20 protein-coding genes and 1 pseudogene are annotated in these 23,657 nt (G+C 73.0%); 11 read left to right on the top strand and 10 right to left on the bottom strand.

The window, feature by feature from the left end; translation table 11 throughout:
* Positions 1–21: 21 nt before the first annotated feature.
* A complete protein-coding gene (gene serC, locus ACIG36_RS24735; RefSeq protein ID WP_399931730.1) occupies positions 22–1,140 on the top strand; it encodes a phosphoserine transaminase in 1,119 nt (372 codons plus the stop codon).
* Between the two features lie 27 nt (positions 1,141–1,167).
* Here the strand turns inward: serC and ACIG36_RS24730 are convergent, their stop codons facing one another.
* The 5 genes and pseudogenes from ACIG36_RS24730 to ACIG36_RS24710 form a co-directional block, all read right to left on the bottom strand.
* The gene (locus ACIG36_RS24730) at positions 1,168–2,196 is read right to left on the bottom strand and encodes a hypothetical protein (RefSeq protein WP_399931727.1); all 1,029 of its coding nucleotides are present in this window, start codon (positions 2,194–2,196) and stop codon (positions 1,168–1,170) included.
* 155 nt (positions 2,197–2,351) lie between these two features.
* Positions 2,352–2,576 (bottom strand): annotated as a pseudogene (locus tag ACIG36_RS24725) (aldo/keto reductase); the annotation flags it as partial.
* A 110-nt stretch (positions 2,577–2,686) separates the two neighbouring features.
* On the bottom strand, positions 2,687–3,673 hold the full coding sequence (locus ACIG36_RS24720) for a DMT family transporter (RefSeq protein ID WP_399931724.1): 987 nt from the start codon (positions 3,671–3,673) through the stop codon (positions 2,687–2,689).
* A gap of 65 nt (positions 3,674–3,738) precedes the next feature.
* On the bottom strand, positions 3,739–4,470 hold the full coding sequence (locus ACIG36_RS24715; RefSeq protein WP_399931721.1) for an SDR family oxidoreductase: 732 nt from the start codon (positions 4,468–4,470) through the stop codon (positions 3,739–3,741).
* An 84-nt stretch (positions 4,471–4,554) separates the two neighbouring features.
* Positions 4,555–5,316: a hypothetical protein gene (locus ACIG36_RS24710; RefSeq protein WP_399931718.1), complete on the bottom strand. Its 762-nt coding sequence runs from the start codon at positions 5,314–5,316 to the stop codon at positions 4,555–4,557.
* A 204-nt stretch (positions 5,317–5,520) separates the two neighbouring features.
* Between ACIG36_RS24710 and ACIG36_RS24705 the strand changes: the two genes are divergently transcribed.
* Positions 5,521–6,159, top strand: a complete 639-nt coding sequence (locus ACIG36_RS24705; RefSeq protein ID WP_399931715.1) for a TetR/AcrR family transcriptional regulator — start codon at positions 5,521–5,523, stop codon at positions 6,157–6,159.
* A 182-nt stretch (positions 6,160–6,341) separates the two neighbouring features.
* On the opposite strand, the gene ACIG36_RS24700 is transcribed toward ACIG36_RS24705, so the two are convergent.
* On the bottom strand, positions 6,342–7,442 hold the full coding sequence (locus ACIG36_RS24700; protein WP_399931712.1) for a citrate synthase 2: 1,101 nt from the start codon (positions 7,440–7,442) through the stop codon (positions 6,342–6,344).
* 417 nt (positions 7,443–7,859) lie between these two features.
* Between ACIG36_RS24700 and pdxH the strand changes: the two genes are divergently transcribed.
* Positions 7,860–8,534: a pyridoxamine 5'-phosphate oxidase gene (gene pdxH / locus ACIG36_RS24695; protein WP_399932300.1), complete on the top strand. Its 675-nt coding sequence runs from the start codon at positions 7,860–7,862 to the stop codon at positions 8,532–8,534.
* A 410-nt stretch (positions 8,535–8,944) separates the two neighbouring features.
* The gene (locus ACIG36_RS24690) at positions 8,945–10,309 is read left to right on the top strand and encodes a PAS domain-containing protein (RefSeq protein WP_399931709.1); all 1,365 of its coding nucleotides are present in this window, start codon (positions 8,945–8,947) and stop codon (positions 10,307–10,309) included.
* A gap of 28 nt (positions 10,310–10,337) precedes the next feature.
* On the opposite strand, the gene ACIG36_RS24685 is transcribed toward ACIG36_RS24690, so the two are convergent.
* A complete protein-coding gene (locus tag ACIG36_RS24685) occupies positions 10,338–11,093 on the bottom strand; it encodes an SIS domain-containing protein (RefSeq protein ID WP_399931706.1) in 756 nt (251 codons plus the stop codon).
* Between the two features lie 165 nt (positions 11,094–11,258).
* Between ACIG36_RS24685 and ACIG36_RS24680 the strand changes: the two genes are divergently transcribed.
* The 3 genes from ACIG36_RS24680 to ACIG36_RS24670 all read left to right on the top strand — a co-directional run bounded on the left by ACIG36_RS24680 (position 11,259) and on the right by ACIG36_RS24670 (position 14,873).
* Positions 11,259–11,951, top strand: a complete 693-nt coding sequence (locus ACIG36_RS24680) for a metal-dependent transcriptional regulator (protein ID WP_399931703.1) — start codon at positions 11,259–11,261, stop codon at positions 11,949–11,951.
* 470 nt (positions 11,952–12,421) lie between these two features.
* On the top strand, positions 12,422–13,330 hold the full coding sequence (locus ACIG36_RS24675; protein ID WP_399931700.1) for an alpha/beta fold hydrolase: 909 nt from the start codon (positions 12,422–12,424) through the stop codon (positions 13,328–13,330).
* 127 nt (positions 13,331–13,457) lie between these two features.
* Positions 13,458–14,873: an FAD-dependent monooxygenase gene (locus ACIG36_RS24670; RefSeq protein ID WP_399931696.1), complete on the top strand. Its 1,416-nt coding sequence runs from the start codon at positions 13,458–13,460 to the stop codon at positions 14,871–14,873.
* A 66-nt stretch (positions 14,874–14,939) separates the two neighbouring features.
* On the opposite strand, the gene ACIG36_RS24665 is transcribed toward ACIG36_RS24670, so the two are convergent.
* The 3 genes from ACIG36_RS24665 to ACIG36_RS24655 all read right to left on the bottom strand — a co-directional run bounded on the left by ACIG36_RS24665 (position 14,940) and on the right by ACIG36_RS24655 (position 18,214).
* On the bottom strand, positions 14,940–16,559 hold the full coding sequence (locus ACIG36_RS24665; protein ID WP_399931693.1) for a transporter: 1,620 nt from the start codon (positions 16,557–16,559) through the stop codon (positions 14,940–14,942).
* Complete coding sequence (locus tag ACIG36_RS24660; protein ID WP_399931691.1) at positions 16,556–17,347, bottom strand: ABC transporter ATP-binding protein; 792 nt, start codon at positions 17,345–17,347, stop codon at positions 16,556–16,558. Before ACIG36_RS24660 ends, ACIG36_RS24665 begins: the two co-directional genes overlap by 4 nt.
* Positions 17,348–17,545: 198 nt before the next feature.
* Positions 17,546–18,214 (bottom strand): bifunctional DNA primase/polymerase, encoded by a 669-nt coding sequence (locus ACIG36_RS24655; protein ID WP_399931688.1) that lies wholly within the window; start codon positions 18,212–18,214, stop codon positions 17,546–17,548.
* A gap of 352 nt (positions 18,215–18,566) precedes the next feature.
* Here ACIG36_RS24655 and ACIG36_RS24650 point away from each other — a divergent pair, with 352 nt between their 5' ends.
* From ACIG36_RS24650 to purU, 4 genes are all read left to right on the top strand, one after another.
* A complete protein-coding gene (locus tag ACIG36_RS24650; RefSeq protein WP_399931686.1) occupies positions 18,567–19,955 on the top strand; it encodes a transcriptional regulator in 1,389 nt (462 codons plus the stop codon).
* Positions 19,956–20,561: 606 nt separating this feature from the next.
* Positions 20,562–22,193: a hypothetical protein gene (locus ACIG36_RS24645; protein WP_399931683.1), complete on the top strand. Its 1,632-nt coding sequence runs from the start codon at positions 20,562–20,564 to the stop codon at positions 22,191–22,193.
* 105 nt (positions 22,194–22,298) lie between these two features.
* A complete protein-coding gene (locus ACIG36_RS24640; protein ID WP_399931680.1) occupies positions 22,299–22,742 on the top strand; it encodes a hypothetical protein in 444 nt (147 codons plus the stop codon).
* A gap of 48 nt (positions 22,743–22,790) precedes the next feature.
* Positions 22,791–23,654, top strand: a complete 864-nt coding sequence (gene purU, locus ACIG36_RS24635; RefSeq protein ID WP_399931677.1) for a formyltetrahydrofolate deformylase — start codon at positions 22,791–22,793, stop codon at positions 23,652–23,654.
* Positions 23,655–23,657 lie beyond the last annotated feature (3 nt).

Below are 23,657 nucleotides of genomic sequence, written 5' to 3'. Positions count from 1 at the left end.
GTTACGCACTAGGCTGCGTCCGTGGCTGATATCCAGATCCCCGCTGACATCAAGCCCGCCGACGGTCGCTTCGGCGCGGGCCCGTCCAAGGTGCGGACCGAGGCGCTCAGTGCCCTGGCTGCCACCGGAACCTCCCTGCTCGGCACGTCCCACCGCCAGGCCCCGGTCAAGGACCTGGTCGGCAAGGTGCGCACCGGCATCGGCGAGCTGTTCTCCCTGCCCGAGGGCTACGAGGTGATCCTCGGCAACGGCGGCTCGACCGCGTTCTGGGACATCGCCACGCACGGCCTCATCGAGTCCAAGTCGCAGCACCTGTGCTTCGGCGAGTTCTCGTCGAAGTTCGCCAAGGCCGCGAAGAGCGCGCCGTGGCTGGCGGAGCCGAGCGTCGTCTCCTCCGTGCCGGGTACGCACCCGCAGGCGCGGGCGGAGGCGGGCGTGGACGTCTACGCGTTCACCCACAACGAGACGTCGACCGGTGTCGCGGCGCCGCTGCGGCGCGTCGAGGGCGCCGACGAGGGCGCGCTGGTGCTGGTCGACGCCACGTCCGGTGCGGGCGGGCTGCCGGTGGACATCGCCGAGACCGACGTCTACTACTTCGCCCCGCAGAAGTCCTTCGCCGCCGACGGCGGCCTGTGGCTGGCGGTGTTCTCCCCGGCGGCCCTGGAACGCGCGGCCCGCGTGCACGCGTCCGGCCGGCACATCCCGGAGTTCTTCTCGCTGCCGACCGCGATCGACAACTCGCTGAAGAACCAGACGTACAACACCCCGGCCCTGGCCACGCTCTTCCTGCTGAACGAGCAGCTGGAGTGGATCAACGGCCAGGGCGGCCTGGACTGGGCGGTCCGCCGCACGGCGACGTCCGCCCGTGCCCTGTACGGCTGGGCGGAGGCCTCCAAGTACGCGAACCCGTTCGTCGCCGACCCGGCGCAGCGTTCGGCCGTCATCGGCACGATCGACTTCTCCGAGGACGTGGACGCGGCCGCGGTGGCCAAGGTCCTGCGCGCCAACGGCATCGTGGACACCGAGCCGTACCGCAAGCTGGGCCGCAACCAGCTGCGCGTGGCGATGTTCCCGGCGATCGACCCGTCGGACGTCGAGGCGCTGACGGCCTGCGTGGACTACGTCATCGAGCGGCTGTAGTCCGTACCGCCGGTCGGACGGCCCGGCTCACCTGGTCCGTCGTCGCAGCAGCCATCGCAGGACGAAGGCGAGCGCTGCCGCGACGGCCAGGGTGCCCGCGCCTATGGCGAGGGTGCGGTCGCTCTCGGCTCCGCCCGTGCCGGAGGCCTTGTCGTCGGCCGGGTCGCCGCCCTTGCCGGAGTCGGACGAGCCGTCCTGCGACACGCTGTCGGGCAGCAGGTCGTCCTTGAGCTCGACCGGGGTGACGCGGCTGGCGGCGCCCTCCGTCCCGTACATCAGGTACCGGCCGTCCGGGCTGAAGGTGACGGACTCGCCCTGCCGCTGCAGCGGCACGGCGGGGCGGCCGATCTCCTCGGGGCGGTTGTCGGTCCAGCGGTAGGCGCGGGCCTCGAAGTAGCCGCGGACGACGAGGCGGCTGCCGTCCGGGGAGAACGCGCCGTCCGTCGCCCACACGTTGATGTCGGCGACACGCCGGAAGGTGTTCACGCCGTCCGCGGACAGTTGCTCGGGCGCCTCGTAGAGGGCGCCCTTGCCGGAGCGCTTCTTGCTGGCGATGTAGACCCGGCCGGTCTTCGGATGCACCATCAGCGACTCCGCGTCACGCGGGCCGTCGGCGTAGCGGACGGTGAAGCGGGTGGGGGTGACGGCCGTGTCCTGGAGCGTCTTCGGCTCGGGGAAGCGGTAGATCCACACCTCGGGCCAGGTGCCGCCCATGTTGTCGCCGATGTCGCCGAGGTAGATGTTGCCGTCGGGCCCGACCGAGACGGCCTCGACGTCGCGGGCCTTGACGCCGCTGAGCGTGACCGTCGCGACGGTGCGGCCCGTACGGCTGTCCACGGCGAAGACGTTCGCGCCGTCGCCGCTGTCGTTGTGGGTCCAGTACACGCCCTTGTGGGCGCGGCTGGCGGCGAGGCCGCTGGACTCCTTGATCCTCGGGTCCTGGATGGTGAAGGCGGAGGCGGCGCCGCCGTCCGCCGCGGGTGCCGCTCCGGCGGGCGGGGCCGCGGGCAGCGCGAGCAGCGCGGCGATTCCGAGGGCTGGGAGGAATGGACGCATGGGCCAAGCCTGCCATCCGGGTGCGGCGCGGTGGCGCTACCCGCCCCCGCGCCACACCCGGGTGTCCGTACGCGCCCGCTCAGCGGGACCAGCGCAGGAGGGTGCTGCCGATCGACATGCCTCCCCCGAAGGCGGACATCAGGAGCGATGACGGCCCGGTCGCGTGCGCCCCGCAGGGCGCGGCCCAGGAGCCGCTCGTTGTGGCCGGCGCCGTAGGCGTCGGCGGTGTCGAAGAAGGTGACGCCGAGGTCGAGGGCGTGGCGGAGGGTCTCCATCGCGGCGCACTCGTCGCGGGGCCCGTAGAAGGCGGACATGCCCATGCAGCCGAGGCCGACGGCGGAGACGCGGAGCCTGGCCGCGCCCAGTTCACGGTGTTCCATGTGTGTTCTCTCCCGCTGTCTGTGTCTGTGGGGCCGCTGTCGGGTGGTCTCGGTGGTGTCGGGGGCGGGGCACGGGGGTGGTCCCGCCCCCGACGGTCCGGGCCGGCCGGTCAGTTGGAGGTGGCTCCGGCGGGCGTGGCCGGCGTGGTGGTCCGCGGTGCCGGCGGGGTCACGGCGGCCGCGGCGCGGGCCGCGTGGCGCCGGGTGGCGATGTTGGCGCCGACGAGGGAGGCGATGACCATGCAGATGCCGGTGATCTCGGCGGCGGTCGGGGTGTGGCCGAGGAAGGCCGAGACGACGAAGGCGGTGATCGGCACCAGGTTGATGAACAGCACGCCGTTGGCCGGACCGAGGTTCCGGATGGCGATGTTCCAGGTGAGGATGCCGACCGCGGTGGCGGGGATGGCGACGTACAGGATCTGCCACCAGGCGTCGGTGTAGTCGCTGACGCCGAAGCTGCCGGTCCAGCCGGCGGCCTGGCTGACCGCGGTGATGGCGACGATGCTGATGGTGCCGGGCAGGCAGCTCAGCGCGGTGTAGCGCAGCGGCGACCAGCCGGGGAACTGGCCGGCGCTGGTGGTGTACACCACCCAGCAGATCACGCCCGCGAGGGTGAGCAGGCCGCCCTTGCCGAGGCCGCCGGAGAAGACGCTCAGCGGGTTGCCGTTACCGAGCACGATGGTCAGTCCGAGCAGGGCGAGCACCACGAACGCCAGGGCGACCGGGGCGGGGGCCTTCTTGGTGCGGATCCACAGCACGATCACGGTGACCAGGGGCATGGTCGCCACGACGAGCGAGGAGCTCTGCGCGGGCATGCTCTTCAGGCCCACGTACGTCAGCAGGTTGAAGCCGGCGAATCCGACCGTGCCCAGCAGCCAGAGCTTGCCCAGCTTGCCCTCGTAGTCGAAGGACTTCCTGCCCTCCCGGACGGCCAGGAGCACCAGGAAGATCAGGGCACCGAGCGTGAAGCGGGCGGCGGTCAGGTGGAAGGGGTCGAGGTGGTGGTAGGCGGACTGGGCGACGGCGAACATACCGCCCCAGGCGAGGGCTGTGGTGATGCCGCCGAGGACACCGGCGGTTGTCTTGGAGTCGGACACGGGGATTTCTTTCGTCGCGGGGGAGGAGAGGTTCGTCGCGGGGGGGGCGAGCGGGGGAAGGAGTTCTAGACCCAGCGCCAGGCGTCGAGCTCGATGGAGGAGGGGTGGGCGCGGTCGGAGCTGTCGAGGATCGTCATGGTGGCGTCGGCGACATCGTCGGCGCCGATCATGCGCTCGCGCTGCTCGGCGTCGTAGCTGATGTGCTCGGCCATGCCGTCGCGGAAGCCGGTGTCCACCTTGTCCAGGACCAGGCTGGAGACCTTCACGCCCCACGGGCGGGCCTCCTCCGCCAGGCACTTGATCAGGCCCTCGACGCCGAACTTGGAGACGGAGTAGGCGAGCGTGCCGGGCGCGGGACGGCGTCCCCAGATCGAGGACATGTTGACGATCGTGCCGGAGCCGGCCTCGCGCATCCCGGGGAGCACGGCGCGCGCCATCAGGAAGTAGCCGGTGAGGTTGGTCTGCAGGGTCTGCTGCCACTGCTCGACCGTGCAGGCGGCGATGCCGCCGAAGTGGACGATGCCGGCGACGTTCAGCAGGTAGTCGACGCGGCCGAAGCGGTCGGTGGCGGCGGCCACCGCGCGCTCGACGGCCTCGGCGTCGGCGACGTCGAGCACACCGGTGAGGACCTGCTCGTCGGACCAGCCCTCCTCGCGTACCGCCGCGGCCAGTCCTTCCCCGTTGTTGGAGTGGAGGACGAGGTTGGCGCCGGCCGCGCCGAGCCGGCGGGCGAGGGCGAGGCCGATGCCCCGGTCGGCGCCGGTGATGAGGGCCGTACGCCCCTGGTGCTTGCTCATGATCTTCCTCTGCTGCTGTGGTGCTGTGGAGTGCGGGCCCGGGGCCCGTGCGGGGCCCCGGGCGGGGGCCGGCGCCGGGCCGGCTCAGTCCCGGGTGGTGAATTCCTGGAAGTGCGGGCCGCGCAGCTTGAGCTGGGCGTGGATGTCCCCGCCGAGCCCGAAGTGCCCGATCGCGCCGCCGTAGTTCTGCTGGTAGCTCATCCAGAGCACAACCACGTTGATCACCCGGTTGGCGCCCGGGGTGCCCGCCGCCGGGAACGGGTTGGGGAGCGTGGCCTGGTAGTGGGCCATCCCGTGGCCGTCGCTGATGAACGCGTTGGGCACCCCGAGCGGTCCCGGCCGGGTCGGGCCCGCCGGGTCGAGGTCGTGCTCGCGCAGCGACATGACCGTGTAGAGGCTGTTGGGGATCAGCCCGGTGAAGGCGAACGCGAAGGTGGCGCTGCGCCGGTCCGCGGAGAGCGTCACCTCGAGCTGGCCGCGTGCCTTGACCCACTGCCCCAGGGTGATCGGCTCGCGCAGGCGCGGGCCGTCCTCCTGCCGCAGGTCCGGGATGGGCGCCCCGTGCAGCGGATAGCTCGGGCGCTGCACGCTGTGCGCGTCCGGCCGCTGCTCGGGGGCGAACAGCATCGGGTAGTTGTTGCAGGGCAGCGGGAGCGGCAGCGTGTAGAGGACGGTGTCCCGGTCCTCCTCGGTGAGCTCCGCGGGCAGTTCCCGGACGACGGTGTACGGGAGGTCCTCGCCCAGCGGGGGCAGCGGGCTGTCGGCGGAGACCACCGCGCTGCCCCAGGCCGGGCCGTCGGCCCGGTTGATCCGGCCGATGACGACGAAGTCGCCGTTGGCGTCCATGATTTCGCTGGGCGGCGAAGACCTTGCGGGGGCATCGAAGGCTCCTTGACAGGTCACGACCCTGGATTCGCAGGGCAGTTGTGGCTGAAACCGGCCGATGACGATCAAGGTAGAGGGCGAAACCAGGCCAGTGCAACCATCTGGTTGGTTCTTTACCCTCCCTTTGAACCAACTAGATGGTTGCTTGGTCTCTATACTTGATCCGTGTCTACAAGCAGATCTGAGCTGACGCGTCGAAAGCTGATCGACGCGGCGCGGACGGAGTTCGCCGAACACGGCATCGCCGGCGCCCGCGTCGACCGCATCGCGGAGCTGTCGGGCGTCAACAAACAGCGCATCTATCCGAACTTCGGCAGCAAGGAGGGCATGTTCGCCGCAGTCATCAGCGATACCTACAAGGACCTCGCGGAACAGGTCCCGATCCCCGAGACGATCGAGGCGATGCGGGAGTACGTCGGGGTCGTCTTCGACTACCACGCGCGCAGCAGCGACCTGGCGCGGCTGATCGCCTGGGAGGGCCTGCACTACGGGGCGAACGACTTCCCGGGCCAGGAGGAACGGGAGGCCTACTACCTCGGCAAGGGCCGCAAGCTCGCCGGTGTGCTCGGCATCGACGACCCCCGGGAGGCCGCCCACCTGCTCCTGTCGCTGATCGCCGTCGCGTCCTGGCCGTTCGTGGCCGAACAGCAGCGACGCCTGATGGCGGGGTCGGAGTCGTGCACTCCGGAGGGCCGGGCCCGGCTGAGGGAGAGTCTCGTGGGGTACGGGCGGACCCTGGTCGACGCGGTGTGCGCCGACGGCGCGCGAGGCGCCGCCGGCGCCGAGGGGGCCGCGCGGAACTGAACTGCCCTACGTCGTGGCGGTGCGGAGGCTTCTGCCTCCAGGGGGGGGCACCGCTGGGCCCCGCGGACCGGAACGGTCGCGGGGATGTCAGCGGCTGTTGCGCCGAGTCCCCCGAGCCTCTTGCGGGCCGGCGCGAAATTCTTCTTCGGACGTCGACCGGTTCTCTCCGGTCAGGGGCCGGCTCAGCCCACGATGTCCGCATAGCCCTCGACCTCGCGCGGATCGCGCGGACCGGGGCCGACGTAACGCGCCGAAGGCCGCACGAGACGGCCGGTGCGCTTCTGCTCCAGGATGTGGGCGCTCCAGCCCGCCGTACGGGCGCACGTGAACATCGACGTGAACATGTGCGCGGGCACCTCCGCGAAGTCCAGGACGATGGCGGCCCAGAACTCGACGTTGGTGGCCAGCACCCGGTCGGGACGGCGGTTGTGCAGCTCCTCCAGCGCGGCCTTCTCCAGCGCCAGCGCGACCTCGAAGCGCGGCGCGCCCAGTTCCTCGGCCGTACGACGCAGCACGCGGGCGCGCGGGTCCTCGGCGCGGTAGACGCGGTGGCCGAAGCCCATCAGGCGCTCGCCGCGGTCGAGCGCTCCCTTGACGTAGGCGACGGCGTCGCCCGTGCGTTCGATCTCCTCGATCATGCCGAGCACGCGGGAGGGCGCGCCGCCGTGCAGCGGGCCGGACATGGCGCCGACCGCGCCCGAGAGCGCCGCCGCCACGTCGGCGCCGGTGGAGGCGATGACGCGGGCGGTGAACGTGGAGGCGTTCATGCCGTGCTCGGCGGCCGAGGTCCAGTAGGCGTCGACGGCCTTGACGTGCCGGGGGTCGGGCTCGCCGCGCCAGCGCTTCATGAAGCGCTCGACGACGGTCTCCGCCTTGTCGATCTCCTTCTGCGGCACCATCGGCAGTCCCTGGCCGCGGGCCGACTGGGCGACGTACGACAGGGCCATCACGGCGGCCCGCGCGAGGTTGTCGCGGGCGGTGGCCTCGTCGATGTCGAGGAGGGGCTTGAGGCCCCACACGGGGGCCAGCATCGCCAGTGCCGACTGGACGTCGACGCGGATGTCGCCGGAGTGGACGGGGATGGGGAAGGGCTCGGCCGGCGGCAGGCCGGGGTTGAAGGAGCCGTCGACCAGCAGGCCCCAGACGTTCCCGAAGGAGACGTTGCCCACCAGGTCCTCGATGTCGACGCCTCGGTAGCGGAGCGAGCCGCCTTCCTTGTCGGGTTCGGCGATCTCCGTCTCGAACGCGACGACTCCTTCGAGTCCGGGTACGAAGTCGGACATCAGGCGGCTCCTCATGATGTGTTCGACACGCGACTGCCGACCGGGCCCGTGTGCGCGGCTCGCGGTCCGTCCCGGTCAAAAGCGGTCATGCCCCGTGCGGCGGTATTTCACCCGGTGGTTCACCCGGCCACCGCAGAAAGGCGGTGCCGTCTCCGGGCCGGACACGATAGCGGGTGGCATCCCGTGCCACGGCCGTTCGCCTGGTGATTTCGGTGGGTTCGCCGCCTGCGGGGGAAGGTGATGTCCGGCACACCGCCCTTCCGGGGCCGGCAGGGTTACGGGTGGGTGCCACGGGGCACAACGCGGGGTCCGGGACTTCTCCGGGCCCGTCCGGTCCTGCAAGATGTGGCCGTGTCCCACACCGACGACGCCCGCACCGACGATCCCCGTCCCGGGGCCTCCGAGCCCGGCGGCTCCCTGCCCGACGCCTTCGAGCACGAGCACGACCTGGCCGCGATGCGCGCCCACTACCAGTTCGAGGGCGTCGCGGAGGCCGACCTGGCGCCCGGCCCGTACCGGCAGTTCGCGCGCTGGTTCGCCGAGGCGGCCGCGGAGGCGCTGCACGAGCCCAACGCCATGGTGGTCTCCACGGCGGACGCGTCCGGCCGACCCAGCTCGCGGACCGTGCTGCTGAAGGGCTACGACGAGCGCGGCTTCGTCTTCTACACCAACTACGGCTCGCGCAAGGCCCGGGAGATCGCGGCCAACCCCCATGTGTCGCTGCTCTTCCCCTGGTACCCGCTCGCCCGGCAGGTGGTGGTGACGGGCACGGCCGAACGGATCTCCCGCGAGGAGACGGCCGTGTACTTCCGCTCCCGCCCCTACGGCTCGCAGATCGGCGCCTGGGCGAGCGAGCAGTCGGCGGTGGCCGCCTCGCGCGCCGAGCTGGACGCGGCGTACGAGCGGATGGCGGCCCGCTACCCGGAGGGCGAGCCGGTGCCGGTACCGCCGCACTGGGGCGGCTTCCGGGTGACGGCGTCGACGGTGGAGTTCTGGCAGGGCCGGGCGAACCGGCTCCACGACCGGCTGCGGTACGTGCGCACCGACGGCGAGGGCGACGAGGGCTGGCGGGTGGAGCGGCTGTGCCCGTAGCGGGCACCCTCCGGGCCCCCGGCTCGCAGGTCCCCTGAACGCAGACGATCCGTGGGCCTGCTCCATCCCCCTGCGGCACGCAGGGGCGACGGGCCGAGCGGACGACTCGGCGGCCCACGGATCGGGTGACTGCTTGGGATTGGCCGGCGGGGCCGGCGTTGCGCTGTGCGCGACGACGGGCGCTAGCCCGCAGTCACCTCACGCGTCCGGAAAGAAATCATGTCCCGAACCACCTCCCTTCTCGTGTACGGCACAGCCTAGGAAGGCGTTCCGGGAGGGACAAGCGAATTTCTCCGCGCATGGATTTCACCGAACGCGGTGTGGTGCCCGCCGGTGTCGAGTTGAATGCCGCTCGTGCAGGACATGCAGCGCATGCTTCACCCGCAGACGCGTCCAGCAGGGGGTACCTCGTGACCGCTCCACACCAGTCCGGTCCCGCCCGTCAGGGAGCGGCGGACGGCGACGACCACGACCTCCTCGCGGCCCTTCTCGACGGCATGGACGCCGCACTGTGCGCGTTCGACGCGGACGGCACGGTCACCCACTGGAACCGCGAGGCCGAACGGATACTCGGCTGGTCCGCGCGGGAGGCCGTCGGGCGGCGGGGCCTGGCGGGCTGGGCGGTGCGCGAGGCGGACGCGGAGGAGATCACCGGCCGGCTGCTGGGCGTGATGAAGGCGCCGGGCCGGCGGCAGGTGGACGAGTTCGCGCTGCTCACCAAGGAGGGCGGACGGGTGCTGGTGCGCGTCCAGTCCTCGGCCGTGCCGGGCGCGGACGGCCGTCCGGCAGGCGTGTACTGCGCGTTCAGCGAGGTGCACACGCAGATCGACCTCGAGCGGTCGGTCGCGCTGAGCGAGGCGCTGTTCGGCGAGGCCTCGGCGTGGGGCGTGGTGCTCGTCGACGCGGACCTGCGCCCCGCCCTGGCCAACGCGCACGCGGCGCGGCTGCTGCGCACCAGTCGCGCGGCGCTGCTCGGGCGCCCCCTGGGCGAGCTGCTTGACCAGGGCATGGAGGAGCTCGAGGGCGCGTTGCAGCACGTACTGGCGGCCGGGGCGCCGCCCGCGCCCACCGAGCTGTGGGTGACGGTGCGCGACCACGCGAGCGGCGCGGCGACGGCGGAGCGCCGCTGCTGGCGCAGCGGCTTCCTGCGGCTGGCCACCCCGCTGGTGGAGGAGCCGGTGCCGCTGGGGGTGGCCTGGCTGTTCCTGGACGTGACCAAGACGCGGCTGGCCGAACAGGAGAGCGCCCGGCTGCGGTTCCGGGGCAGTCAGCTGCACCGCGCGGGGCGGGCCGTGGCCGAGTGCGAGGACCCGATGGAGGCCGCGGCCCTCTACATGGACTTCGCCCTCGCGGGCTTCGCCGACCACGCCCTGATCGATCTGCTGCCGGACCCCGAGGCCGATCCGGAGGGGCCCATCCGGCTGATCCGAGCGGCGACGGCGCCCGCCGGGACGCCCGGCCAGAGCTCCGCCGGCGGCGGGCTCCCCGTCCCGTACATGGACGGCCACCCGGCCCTGCAGGCGGTCGAGCGCTGCGGGTCGGTACGGGCGGCCGCGGACCGCAGCGAGGGCTGGGCGGCGGCCCGCAAGTGGCCCGACGGCACGCGGCACGCGCTGTCGACGGCGCTGCGCAGCCGGGGGCGGACGGTGGGGGTGGTGACGTTCCTGCGCGGGGCGTCGCGCCGGGCGTTCGACCGGTCGGACGCGATCTACGCGGAGGACATCGCCTCGCGCGTCGCCGCCTCGATCGACCTGGCGGTGGCGGTGGCGGGGTAGGGAGTCGCGGGGCGGGCCCGCACACCCCCTAGTGCCGGAAGAAGATCCGGTCCCCGTACTCGCTCAGCACCCGGCCGTTCCACTCGTGGCCCCCGTCGACGTTCCCCGAGCGCAGCATCGGCGGGTCGATGCCCCGTGCGGCGAGTTCGCCGGCGGCCGTGGCCACGACGGCCTGGACCACCGCGCTGCCGACGACCGTGGACGCGGGGCCGAACGGTGCCGCGATGCCGTCGGCCGACAGCTCGGCGTCGCCCGTTCCGATCTTGGTGTCGATGACGATGTCGCAGTGGTCCTTGAGGAACGTTCCGGACACGTGCCGTGACCGGGTGTGCTCGGCGTAGGCGAGCGAGGTGATGCCGATGACCTTGAGGCCGAGGGCGCGGGCGTTCATGGCCATCTCCACCGGCAGCGAGTTGCGCCCGGACAGGGAGATGACGATCAGTGCGTCGCCGGGCTGCGCGGGACTGGTGTCCAGGACGGCCCCGGCCAGCCCGTCCACGCGCTCCAGGGCGCTGCCGAGCGTGGCGGGCATGACGTCGATGCCGACGACGCCCGGCACGGCCAGCAGGTTCATCAGGGCGAGCCCGCCCGCCCGGTAGACGACGTCCTGGGCGGCGAGCGAGGAGTGGCCGGCGCCGAAGACGAAGAGGCGGCCGCCGTCCGCCACGGTGTCGGCGAGGGCGGCCCCGGCGGCGGCGATGCGCTCGTCCTCCTCGTCGCGCACCCGGCGCAGCAGGGCGATCGCGGCGTCGAAGAACTGCCCGGCAAGCTTGTTCTCGCTCATCGCTGCGGGGCTCCTTGGCTCGGTTCGGCTCGACGTCACGTTGCGGTCTCGACCTGGGCCCTGTCAATACGGGGGCGCGGGCGGCGGCGTGCGCGGCCCCGTTGTCGGTGGCATGCGTCAGAATTGAGTCCAGGGCCAGCGCACGACTTATTCGAGGGGCACCGCATGTCCGGACTGATCGACACCACGGAGATGTATCTCCGCACCATCCTTGAGCTGGAAGAGGAAGGTGTGGTCCCCATGCGCGCCCGCATCGCCGAGCGGCTCGACCAGAGCGGCCCGACGGTGAGCCAGACGGTGGCCCGCATGGAGCGGGACGGCCTGGTCTCCGTCGCGGGCGACCGGCATCTGGAGCTGACCGAGGAGGGCCGTCGGCTGGCCACGCGCGTGATGCGCAAGCACCGGCTCGCCGAGTGCCTGCTCGTCGACGTGATCGGCCTGGAGTGGGAGCAGGTGCACGCCGAGGCCTGCCGCTGGGAGCACGTGATGAGCGAGGCCGTGGAGCGGCGGGTGCTGGAGCTGCTGCGCCACCCGACCGAGTCGCCGTACGGCAACCCCATCCCGGGCCTGGAGGAGCTGGGCGAGAAGTCCGAGTCGGACCCGTTCCTCAACGACGGCATGGTCAGCCTGATGGACCTGGAGCCGGGCACCGAGGGCAAGACCGTGGTCGTCCGCCGCATCGGCGAGCCGATCCAGACCGACGCCCAGCTGATGTACACGCTGCGCCGCGCGGGCGTCCAGCCGGGGGCTGTGGTCAGTGTGACGGAGTCGCCCGGTGGGGTGATGGTGGGCAGCAGTGGTGAGGCCGCGGAGCTGGCCTCCGAAATCGCCTCCCACGTCTTCGTCGCCAAGCGCTGACCGGCCTCGACGCCGGGGAACACCCGGCCGCGCCGGGTACGTACAGCCGGTTACGTAAACCTGCCGAGCCGCGACGGAATCGGCGCGCTCGGGCCCGAGGCGTGACACGCTGGCGCTGAGTGCCGATGCGCATATGCGCGCCGAGCGGCCGGGGGAGGGGATCGGATGGCGGGCGGCCGGGGGACGGGCGACCGGACCGGAAAAGGGCCCCGGCGCCCTCACGGGCAGCCGGGGCCCCACCTCCCCGTTTTCCCCCGTGGCGACCCGGAGCCCCGAGCTCCCAGGGTGCGCCTCGCGGACCTTCTTCCCCGAGCGGTCCGCGCCCAGGTCGATTCCTCCCCTTGGCACAGGCGGTCAATCCTGCCGCCCGGTCACTCGAACGAGGGGTGTTGCGCGCGACAACGGTTCATTCGAATGGAAGTTCCATAGGGTTGGGCTGCTCGGGGGAAGACGAGGGGGTGCCAGGGCTCATGGTGCGGCGTATCGAAGTGACCGGTAGCGGTGGAGTACGGCTCGCCGCCTGGGAGTTCGCCGAACCGCCGAAGGCGGGCGGCACGGGCCGCCGCGCGGGTCGCTGCGCCGGCCGGGACGACGGATCCGGGCGCTGCGGCGAGGGCGGGGTGCTGCTCCTGCACGGCCTGCTGGGCCGCGCGGCGCACTGGGCGGACACCGCCCGCTGGCTCTCCGGGCGCTACCGCACCGTCGCCCTCGACCAGCGGGGCCACGGCCGCAGCGACAAGCCGGTCGGCGGCCCCTACGCCCGCGAGGCATATGTCGCCGACGCCGAGGCCGCGGTCGAGCAGCTCGGCCTCGCGCCCGTCACCCTCATCGGCCACGCCATGGGCGCCCTCACCGCGTGGCAGCTGGCCGCCCGCCGGCCCGACCTCGTCCGGGCCCTGGTCATCACCGACATGCGGGCCTCCGCCCTGGGCGCGGCCACCCAGCGCGAGTGGAGCGAGTGGTTCAAGTCCTGGCCGGTGCCCTTCGCGACGCTCGCGGACGTCCGCAGGTGGTTCGGCGAGGACGACCCGACGCTGGAGCGCCCCGTGCCCGCCCGTGGTGATTTCTACGCCGAGGTGATGGCCGAGCGGGCCGACGGCTGGCGCCCGCTGTTCTTCCGCCGCCAGATGCTGCAGGCCCGGGAGGGCTACGCGCATGACGCGCACTGGGAGGAGCTGGCGCTGGTGGAGTGCCCGGCCCTGGTGGTGCGCGGGCTGGACGGGGCGCTGGGCCGGGCCGAGGCCCAGGAGATGGTCCGGGTCCTGCCGCGCGGCCGCTACGCCGAGGTCCCGGACGGGGGCCACCTGATCCACTACGACCGGCCCGACGGCTGGCGCCGGGTCACCGAGCCTTTTCTGGAGGCGGCCGTGCCGGCGTAGGCCGGGGGTAGTGGACGGCATGCCCGATTTAATTCAACGACCGTTGACATAATCCTGGTGCCGGGTGTCCACTGGCAGTACGGGCAGCAGTACGCAGCCACACCGCAGCCGGACCTCGGGAGCAGTCATGTCCCCACGTACCGAAACCTCAGCGGACGTCCTGGTCGTCGGCGCCGGCCCCACGGGCCTGCTGCTGGCGGGCGATCTCGCGACCGCCGGAGTGCGCGTCGTCGTCCTGGAGAAGCGCGCCCAGGAGTCCAACCTCACCCGGGCCTTCGCCGTCCAGGCCCGCACCCTGGAGGTCCTCGACGCCCGCGCGCTGGCCGAACGACTGATCGCCACCGGCACCTTCGTGCCCGGCGTACGCCTCTTCGGCAACACCCGCCTCGACCTGAGCAGGATCGACACCCGCTTCCCGGGCGTCCTCATCACCCCGCAGTACGAACTGGAGGCGCTGCTGGAGGAACGGGCCGTCGCCGCCGGTGCCGAGATCCGGCGCGGGGCACGGGTGACGGGCCTGCGCCAGGACCCGGACGGCGTCGACGTGGACATCGAGCCGACCGAGGAGGGCGGCGCCACCGGCACCCTGCGCGCCCGCTACGCCGTCGGCGCGGACGGGGTGCGCAGCGCCGTCCGCCAGGCCATCGGGATGCCGTTCCCCGGCCGGGCCGTCCTGCGGTCGGTCATGCTCGCCGACGTGCGCATGGACGCCGCCCCCGAGGAGGTGCCCGCCTTCAACGGCACCGCCGAGGGCTTCGCCTTCGTCGCCCCCTTCGGCGACGGCTGGTTCCGCGTCATCGCCTGGGAGCGCGGCGCCGACCAGCCCTCGAGCGCACCCGTCGACTTCGAGAACCTCCGGTACGTCGTCCGCGGCGCCTTCGGCAAGGACTTCGGCATGCGCGAACCCCGCTGGACCTCGCGCTTCCACAGCGACGAACGCCAGGTGCCGCGCTACCGCGACGGCCGCGTCTTCCTCGCCGGCGACGCCGCGCACGTCCACTCGCCCGCCGGTGGCCTCGGGATGAACACCGGCCTGCAGGACGCCGCCAACCTCGGCTGGAAGCTGGCGGCCGCCCTCGACGGGCGGGGCGACGACCGGCTCCTCGACACCTACCACGACGAGCGCCACCCCGTGGGCACGATGGTGCTGCGCGTCAGCGGCACCCTCGTCCGCACCGTCCTGGCCGCCAGCCCGGTCACCCGCGCGCTGCGCAACGTGGTCGGCCGCGCCGCCCTCCGCGCGCCCTTCGTGACCGACCGGGGCGTGGGCTTCATCTCCGGCATCGGCATCAGCTACCCGGCCCCGCCGGGCGCCCACCCGCTCATCGGCCACCGCGCCCCCGACCTGCCGCTGGCGGAGACGGCCGACGGCCCGTCACGCCTCTACGAGGCGCTGCGCGCCGGCACCTACGTCCGCGTCCTGCCGCGCGGCGTGGACGGCAAGGACGAGGAGGGCGTCACCACGGTCACCCGCGCCGACCCCCTCCGCACCACCCTGCTCGTCCGCCCCGACGGCTATGTGGAGCGGGCCTTCGAGCAGTGACCGGGCCGGTGGGCCGGCGGGGCCGCTGGGGCCGCCGAGCCTGCTGCCGAGCCCGCCGCCCCCGGGTCAGCCCTTGCTGACCGCCGCGAGGATCTCCGGCAGCCGTGCCACCGCCCGGGGCGCGGCGAGCCGCAGTCCCAGCCAGGCCGTCAGCACGCCGTAGCCGGCGCCCAGCGGCAGCAGGATCCACAGCAGGCCGTGTGCCCCCGCGATGTGCAGCCAGATCGTCAGGGCGCCCAGCGGGGCGCACAGCACGGCACCCACCAGCGCGCCCAGCATCCCGAACCAGGCGAGGGCCCCCTGCCCCGGCGCGACGTTCTTGAAGCCGCTGTCCTGCGGTATCGAGTACGGGGCGAGCACCGAGGCGAGCGCCCCGGTGGCGAAGAGCGCGCCCAGCAGGGCCAGCGACAGCCCCAGCACCTCCGCCCAGTCCCACCACTTACCCGTGAACGCCGCCGTGCCGGTGACCACGAGCGTCACATAGGGCACGGATATCAGGGTGAAGGCCAGCGCCCTGGCACGCAGCTCGGCGTAGGCGTCCTGCCGGGAGCCGATCGTCTGCAGCACCATCCAGAACGCCGAGCTGTCCTGCCCGAACTGGTTGTACATCTGCAGGCCGAGCATGGTCGGGGCGAACAGGGCGAACCAGACGCTTTCCGCGCCCTGCGCCGCGTTGACGACCGGCACCAGCGCGCCCACCGCGAGGCCGGAGACCCAGGACGCCTTGGTCTTCGGATCCCGCCATATGTAGCGCAGCGAGCGGTGCATGACGGCGCCCGTGCGCCCGGCCGGCAGCAGCCCGGCCAGGCCCTTGCCGCCCGTAGGCGCCTTGCCGGGCCTGGTCGTCGCGGCCCCGATGGTGGAGGAGTCGGGCGAGGTCATCACCTTCGTCAGGCTGCGCTGCCACCACCACAGCAGGGCGGCGAGCGCGGCCGCCGTCAGGGCCAGCCCGGCGGCGGCCCGCCCGTAGGAGCCCTCGCTCGCGGCCCGCACGGCGTCCAGCGCGGAGCCGGGCGGTATCCAGCGCAGTACGTCGGCCACCGGCTCCAGCCGGCCCATTCCGGCGCCGCTGAGCCGCTGCATGCCGAGATTGACGAGCTGACCGCCCACGCCGATGATCAGGCCGCTGAGCAGTGCCAGGTCACGGCCCTTGCGGCTGGTGAGCAGGCGGACGTTGGCGGTGGCGACGGCCCGTGCCAGGGCCAGGCAGACCAGCAGCGCCAGCGGCGCCGCCAGGACGCCGACGGCGAAGGCCGCGGCGCCGTGCGCACTGGCGATCACCGCGCCGGTCAGCATCGACAGCGTGAAGCCGGGGCCGATGCCCACCAGGGACGCGGCCAGCAGGCCCACCATCATCGGGGTGGGCCGCAGCGGCAGCATCACCAGCCGGGTGGGGTCCATGGTCTCGTCGCCGGCGGGGAAGAACAGCGGCACCACCGCCCAGGCGAAGGCGAGCAGCGCCGCCATGCACACGGCCAGGGCACCGATGTGGGCGTGCCCGCGCAGCACGATCAGCCCGAGGAGCTGCAGCGCGGCGTAGAGCGAGACCAGGACGACGGAGGTGATCCACACGGCCTTGCGCCCGGCGGACTGCCGCAGGCCGTTGCGCAGCAGTGACAGCTTCAGCCGGACGAAGACCGCCGTGGTGGAGGGAGCGGACCCGGAGGGGGCGGACGCGGTGCTCATCGGGCGCCGCCGCCCAGCCAGTCGAGGCCGTCGCCGTCCGCCGCGCCGCGTACGCCGACCAGTTCGAGGAAGGCGTCCTGCAGGGTGGGGGCGTCGCCACGGACGTCCGCGAGCGGGCCGTGGGCGCGGATCCGGCCCCCGGCCATCACCGCGACCCAGGAGCACAGGGACTCCACCAGCTCCATGACGTGGCTGGAGAAGACGACCGTCGCCCCCGAGGCGGTGTAGCGCTCGAGCACCTTGCGGATGGTCTGGGCGGAGACCGGGTCGACGCCTTCGAACGGCTCGTCGAGGAAGAGGACTTCGGGGTTGTGCAGCAGCGCGGCGGCCAGGCCGATCTTCTTGCGCATGCCGGTGGAGTAGTCGATGACGAGCTTGTGCTGCGAGCCGGCGAGGTCGAGGACCTCCAGGAGCTGGGCGGCCCGCTTGTCGACCTCGTCGCCGGGCAGGCCGCGCAGCCGGCCCGTGTACGCGAGGAGTTCGAGCCCGGACAGGCGCTCGAACATCCGCAGCCCTTCGGGAAGTACACCGATGCGGGCCTTGACCGCGGCCGGGTCCTGCCAGACGTCGTGGCCGCCGATCAGGACGCGGCCCGAGTCCGGGCGCAGCAGGCCGGTGACCATGGACAGGGTGGTCGTCTTGCCCGCCCCGTTGGGGCCCACGAGGCCGATGAACCGCCCCGCCGGGATCTCGAGATCGACTCCGGCGACCGCGACCTGTTCGCCGAACCTCTTCCACAGGCCGTCGATACGGACCGCGGGTGCCGCGCCCTGCCCCACTGCTTCCACTGTGCTCTTCCTTCATCCCCGTGATGCGGTGCCTGGGGGACGAACGAAGAAACAGCCCCGCCCCCCGGATCCACCATAGGGGGGACGCGAAGGGCGGGGAGGTGACGAATGTCAGCAGTTTTCGGTGGCGGATGTTCGGCCGGGTACCGGACCGGTGCGTGACGGGGGGTTCGGACAGATGCCCGGCGGCCGTTCCGGTCAGCGGCCGCGGGCCATCGCTGCCTCGCGCCCGCAGGCGTAGGCGAGCGCGCTGACCAGCTCCTCGGCGTCGGGGAGCCAGCGGTTGGCGGCGGTGGGCTGGCGTGCCCACTGGACCGGGCCGCGGCTGCCGATGCGGGTGGGGGGAGCGACCACGTAGTCGCCCTCGCCGCGGGCCACGAGGTCGAGGGTGGAGGGCGCCCAGCCGAGCTTGCGGGCCTGGTCGGCGACCTTCACGGCGCCGCCGGGCAGGACGAAGAACAGCATCCGCCGGAACGGGGTGCACGTGATCGGCCCCAGCTGGATCTCCATGCGCTCCATGCGGGCCAGCGCCAGGAACCCGGCGGACTCCGAGACGTCCAGGGCATCGAAGGTGCGGCCGGTGGGCAGCAGGATCGAGGCGCGGGGCTGCTTCGTCCACATGCGCCGCGCCGTGGACGCGCTTCCCGTGGCCTGCGTCGCCCAGTCGGGCCGGGCGGGATGCGCGCCGGGCGCCGGGCAGGCGGGCTCGCCGCAGGAGCAGTGCTCCCGGCCGCCTCTCGCCTCCAGCCAGGTGCCGGGGAAAACGTCCCAGTGCCGGTCCTCCGCATACCTCGCCGCCGCGTCCAGCACGCGCTCACCGCGCTGTTGGGGGATATGCGGGGCCGCTACTCCGATGGTCTCTTCCACGCCCAGCTCAACTGCCCTTGTCACCAGGGGTTACGGCTCTGGCACAGGCTCCTCGCACCTGCCGGTAACAGCACACGGGGCGCACGGATGCATGTGCGGGGGCGCAGGGACAAGTTCGCCGCCGCGAAGGGGTAGCCACCTGGGCGGCGTGTGACTGACCAGGTCATTGCCGCTATTGATGCCAATACCGGCAAGTCCTGCATTCTCGGCATATCAGGGGGGCAAAGATCACAGGAGAAGGGGTTCACAGCCGGAACGGTCGGTCCGCACGACGCGGACCACGAAGCGGACCAGGAAGCGGACCGCGACGGGGACCACATCGCGATCGCATAGCAGTCTCTGGGGGTTGAGCATGGCCGCACGGCCACTCGTGGCGCGGCAGCCGAACGAACGGCTGCAGGCGCTCATTCAGGAAGCCGGCTGTTCCAATGCCGGGTTGGCGCGCCGGGTCAACATGTGCGGCGCCGAGCACGGTCTGGACCTGCGGTACGACAAGACGTCCGTGGCCCGCTGGCTGCGCGGCCAGCAGCCGCGGGGCCGGGCGCCGGCGGTCATCGCCGAGGCGCTGGGCCGCAAGCTGGGCCGTTCGGTGACCATCGACGAGATCGGTATGGCCAATGGCAAGAACCTCGCCTCGGGCGTCGGGCTGCAGTTCTCCCCGACCGTCCTCGGCGCGATCGAGCAGGTCTGCGAGCTGTGGCGCAGCGACGTCGGCCGCCGTGACTTCCTCAGCGGGACGTCGGTGGCCTCCTCGGCGCTGGTCGAGCCCAGCCGCGACTGGCTGATCACCGCCGCCGACCCGCAGGTCGCCCGGAGCGCGGGGGCGCGCGTGGGCCCGTCGGACGTCGAGGCGGTCCGGGCCACCACGGACGCGCTCGTCGAGCTCGACCACCGCTACGGCAGCGGGCACGTGCGTCCCGTGGTGGTCCACTACCTCAACAGCGTCGTCTCCGGGCTGCTGGCGGGCTCGTACCGGGAGGCCGTCGGACGCGACCTGTTCGCGGCCGTGGCGCGGCTGACGGAGCTGGCGGGCTACATGGCCGTCGACACCGGCCAGCCCGGACTCGCCCAGCGCTACTACATCCAGGCGCTGCGGCTGGCCCAGGCCGCGGGCGACCGCGGCTACGGCGGCTATGTGCTGGCCGCCAGCATGAGCCACCTCGCCGCGTCCCTGGGCAACCCCAGGGAGATCGCGCAGCTCGCCAAGGCCGCTCAGGAGGGGGCGCGGGGGCATGTCACCCCCCGCGCGGAGGCGATGTTCTACGCCGCCGAGGCCCGCGGGCACGCGCTGCTCGGCGACGCGCGTTCCTGCCAGGTGGTCGCGAGCCGGGCCGTCTCCCGGCTCGAGGCCGCCGACAACGGCCAGGACTCCGGCGACGACCCGCCGTGGATCCGTCACTTCGACCGGGCCTACCTCTCGGACGAACTGGCCCACTGTCACCGTGATCTGGGCCAGGCCGAACCGGCGCGGCGGCACGCGGAGGACGCGCTGGCCGTCCATCCGACGGGCCGGGTGCGGCGCCGGGCGATCGATCTGCTGCTGCTGGCCACGGCCCACGTCCAGCAGCGCGAGGTGGAGGAGGCCTGCGTCACCGGCACCCGGGCCCTGGAACTGCTGGGCACGCTGCGCTCCAACCGGGGCGCGGAGTACCTGGACGACTTCCAGCAGCGGCTCGAGCCGTACCGCGACGAGCCGGTGGTGAGGGAGTTCGGGACACGGATGGAGATGCAGGCGGCGTAGGGAAGTGCCCCAGGCCCGGATGTCCGGTCGGGCACGTCGGTGCCGCCGATGACCGGACGGCCACTCCGCGGCCTGGGGTGCCCGGGGACCACGGGAGGCCCCCGCGGTGCCCGCAGACCTGCCGCGACCTGCCGCGAACCTGCTGTGACCTGGGACGATTGCCGCCGGAAGCGGCTGAACGGGCGGTGCGTGGCCGAGCGCCGGGGCGACCCGGTACCGTGAGCGGCCGATTGCGTAAGTCCCGTTACAGCCTGAGGAGTCCCGGTGACGCAGAGCGGAGAGGGAAACGAGCCGCAGCGCCCCGCGGCTCCCCCCGCACGGCCTGCCGCCCCCCTGCCTGGCGCCCCTTGGGGCCCCGGCGCCGAGCTTCCCGCGGAGACCTCCCCGGGCGGTGACTCCGAGGCCACGCGGTACCTCCCGCCGATGGGCGCGGCCCCCCTGCCGGGAACGCCCCTTCCGTCAACGCCGTTCACCGCCGCCCCCGCTGCCCCGTACGCGCCAACGGTGCCGCCCGTGCCACCCATGCCGCCGGCGCCTCCGGTGCCTCCTCCGGGCGGTTCCATACCCGGCATACGCGATGTGGGCGATATAGGGGAGATACGGGATGTGCCCGGCCGCCCCGGCCAGGGACTCGGCCAGGCCCCCGGCCCGGTGCCGGAATCGGCCTCCGAGGCCACGCAGTTGATGCGGCCCCCGCCCGGTGGCCGCCACGCGGCACCCCCTTCGTCCCCTTCGGCCGATGCGGAGGCCACGGCCTTCCTGCCGCCCGTCGGCGGTGCGGGCTTCGGTGCCGCCGCGCCGGTGCGCCCGTCGGATGCCGACGCCACGGCCCTCCTCCCGCCCGTCGGCGGCGCCGGGCCCATGCGTTCGCCGGACGACGGGGCGACCGCCTTCCTGCCGCCTGTGAGCGGCGGCGCGGTGACCGCACCGCCCTTCGTCGTCCCGCCCGGCCGGCCGGGACCGGCCGACGACGACGCCCCGGCCACCCAGTACCTGCCGCCGGTGGTCAACGAGGACGAGACCCCGGCCCCGCCGCCCCCGTCCGTGGACGCGGAGGCGACGGCCTTCCTGCCGCCCGTCGTCCCCGGCGCCCACCGCGCCCCGGGTCCCGGCGACTTCGCCGCCACGACCGTCCTGCCGCCCGTCGGCAACACCCCGGGCCCCGGCGACGCGGCGGCCACGACCGTCCTCCCGCCGGTCGGCAACACGCCGGCCGCCCCCGGCGACTCCGCCGCCACCGCCCTGATGCCGCCCGTCGGCGGCGCGCCGGGCAGCCCCGCCCCCGTCACCCCCGCCCCCGGCGGCGCGTCGCCCTTCACGGTGATGGCACACCCGGGTGAGCGCCCTCCGCCCGCCGAGTTCGACACGCTCTTCCGCGCCGCCACGCCGACCCAGCAGCTCCCGCCCGTACCGGCGGAGGTGACGCCCGAGGCCGCGACCGGGCGGCGGCGGGCGAAGCCGCCGCAGGCGGCCCCGGCGCCGGCGCCGCACGGCCCCCAGGGCCCGCACGGCCCGCACGGCCCGCACGCGCACCACAGCCCGCAGGCCCCGCACGGCTCGCAGCCGTCGCGCCGCAAGAAGCCCGCCGTGCTGATCACGGCCGTCGTCGCGGGCTGCGCGGTGGCGGGTCTGGGTGCCGGGGCACTGCTCAGCGGCGGTGGGGGAGACGGTCCGCAGGACGCCCCGCAGAACGCCGCCGTGGCGAGTGCGGCCCCCTCCCCCTCGGCCGGGGAGCCGACGCCCGCCCCGAGCACCGCGGCACCGTCCAAGTCCGCCGACCCGGCGGTCGAGGCGCAGGCCAAGGCGCTGGACAACCTGCTGAAGGACAGCAACAAGAGCCGTGACGCCGTCGTCAAGGCCGTCGACTCGATCAAGGACTGCAAGGACCTCGACAAGTCCGAGTCCGCCCTCAAGGGCGCGGCGAAGCAGCGCAACGAGCTGGTCGAGCGCCTGGGCCGGACCCCGGTGGACAAGCTGCCCGACCACGCCGAGCTGACGGCCCAGCTCAAGCGGGCGTGGCAGCAGTCGGCGGCGGCCGACAAGTACTACGCGGACTGGTCGGACCAGGTCGAGGGCAAGAAGGGCTGCGTGAAGGGCCACGCCCGCCCGACGCGCGACAGCGCGGCCGGCGACCGGGCCAGCAAGGAGGCGACCGCCGCGAAGAAGAAGGCGGCCGACCTGTGGAACCCGATCGCGAGGAAGTTCGGGCTGACGCAGCGCGAGTGGACACAGCTGTGAGGTTTCGTCCCGGCCCGGCGGGGCGGGGCGCCGGACGGGAACGTACGATCGATTGCTGTGCAGGGTTCAGAGAAGTCTTCCCGTCGCGGCCGCCGCTCGACCACCATGGACGGTATGCCGCTCAATGACATGCCGTGGTGGCGCTGGCGTACGAACGTGCGCTCGGCGCTGCACATGCTCTCGGACCCGGTCTTCCAGCGGGAGTGCTGGCTCGCGGGCCGCGAGGGGTACGGGGATGTGACCGACGCCGTCTACCGGCTCGTCGAGGACACCTGGCTGGACAACTGGTCGGCGGAGAAGTACGTCGGCACGGTCTTCCGGGACTCGGGCGAGGCCGCGCTGGTCGACGTCGCCGTGCTGCGGGTCCTGCGGATCATGCACCAGGTGGGGGCGGACGCGCCGGTCTCGGCGTACCTGGAGCACCACGGCTGGGCGGAGGCGGTACGGGCGGCCCGCGAGGCGCACGTCCGGCTGGCGGCGGGCGACGGGGACGATCCGGACGTGCCGCCGCGCTCGCTGGACGTCCTGGCGCAGCTGACCAGGGTCTGAGCGCCCGGCGGTCATGAGGGGGCCGCGGGTGTGCGACGCTATTGGGCTATGGCCACCGAACAGCAAGCCCAGTACGTCCTCACCCTCTCCTGTCCTGACAAGCAGGGCATCGTGCACGCGGTGTCCAGCTATCTCTTCATGACCGGCTGCAACATCGAGGACAGCCGGCAGTTCGGTGACCGTGACACGGGCCTGTTCTTCATGCGCGTGCACTTCAGTGCCGACGAGCCGGTGACGCTGGAGAAGCTGCGGGCCAGCTTCGCGGCGATCGGCGACTCCTTCGCCATGGACTGGCAGATGCACCGCGCGGACGAGAAGATGCGGATCGTGCTGATGGTGTCCAAGTTCGGGCACTGCCTCAACGACCTGCTCTTCCGCTCCCGGATCGGGGCGCTCCCGGTGGAGATCGCGGCCGTCGTCTCCAACCACACCGACTTCGCCGAGCTCGTCGGCTCCTACGGCGTCCCCTTCCATCACATTCCGGTGACGAAGGAGAACAAGGCCGAGTCCGAGGCGAAGCTGCTCGAGCTCGTGCAGGCCGAGAACGTCGAGCTGGTGGTGCTGGCGCGCTACATGCAGGTCCTCTCCGACGACCTCTGCAAGGCGCTGGCCGGCCGGATCATCAACATCCACCACTCCTTCCTGCCGAGCTTCAAGGGCGCGAAGCCGTACCACCAGGCGCACGCGCGGGGTGTGAAGCTGATCGGTGCCACCGCGCACTACGTCACCGCCGACCTCGATGAGGGCCCGATCATCGAGCAGGAGGTCGAGCGCGTCGGTCACGAGGTGACGCCGGAGCAGCTGGTGGCCATCGGCCGCGACGTGGAGTGCCAGGCGCTGGCGCGTGCCGTGAAGTGGCACAGCGAGCACCGGGTGCTGCTCAACGGCACCCGTACGGTGGTCTTCGCCTAGGAC

It is taken from the genome of Streptomyces sp. NPDC053048 (assembly GCF_044547045.1).
Taxonomy (GTDB): Bacteria; Actinomycetota; Actinomycetes; order Streptomycetales; family Streptomycetaceae; genus Streptomyces.
Note: the sequence above shows the minus strand (reverse complement) of the source record. Positions and strands in the feature narration are given on the sequence as shown.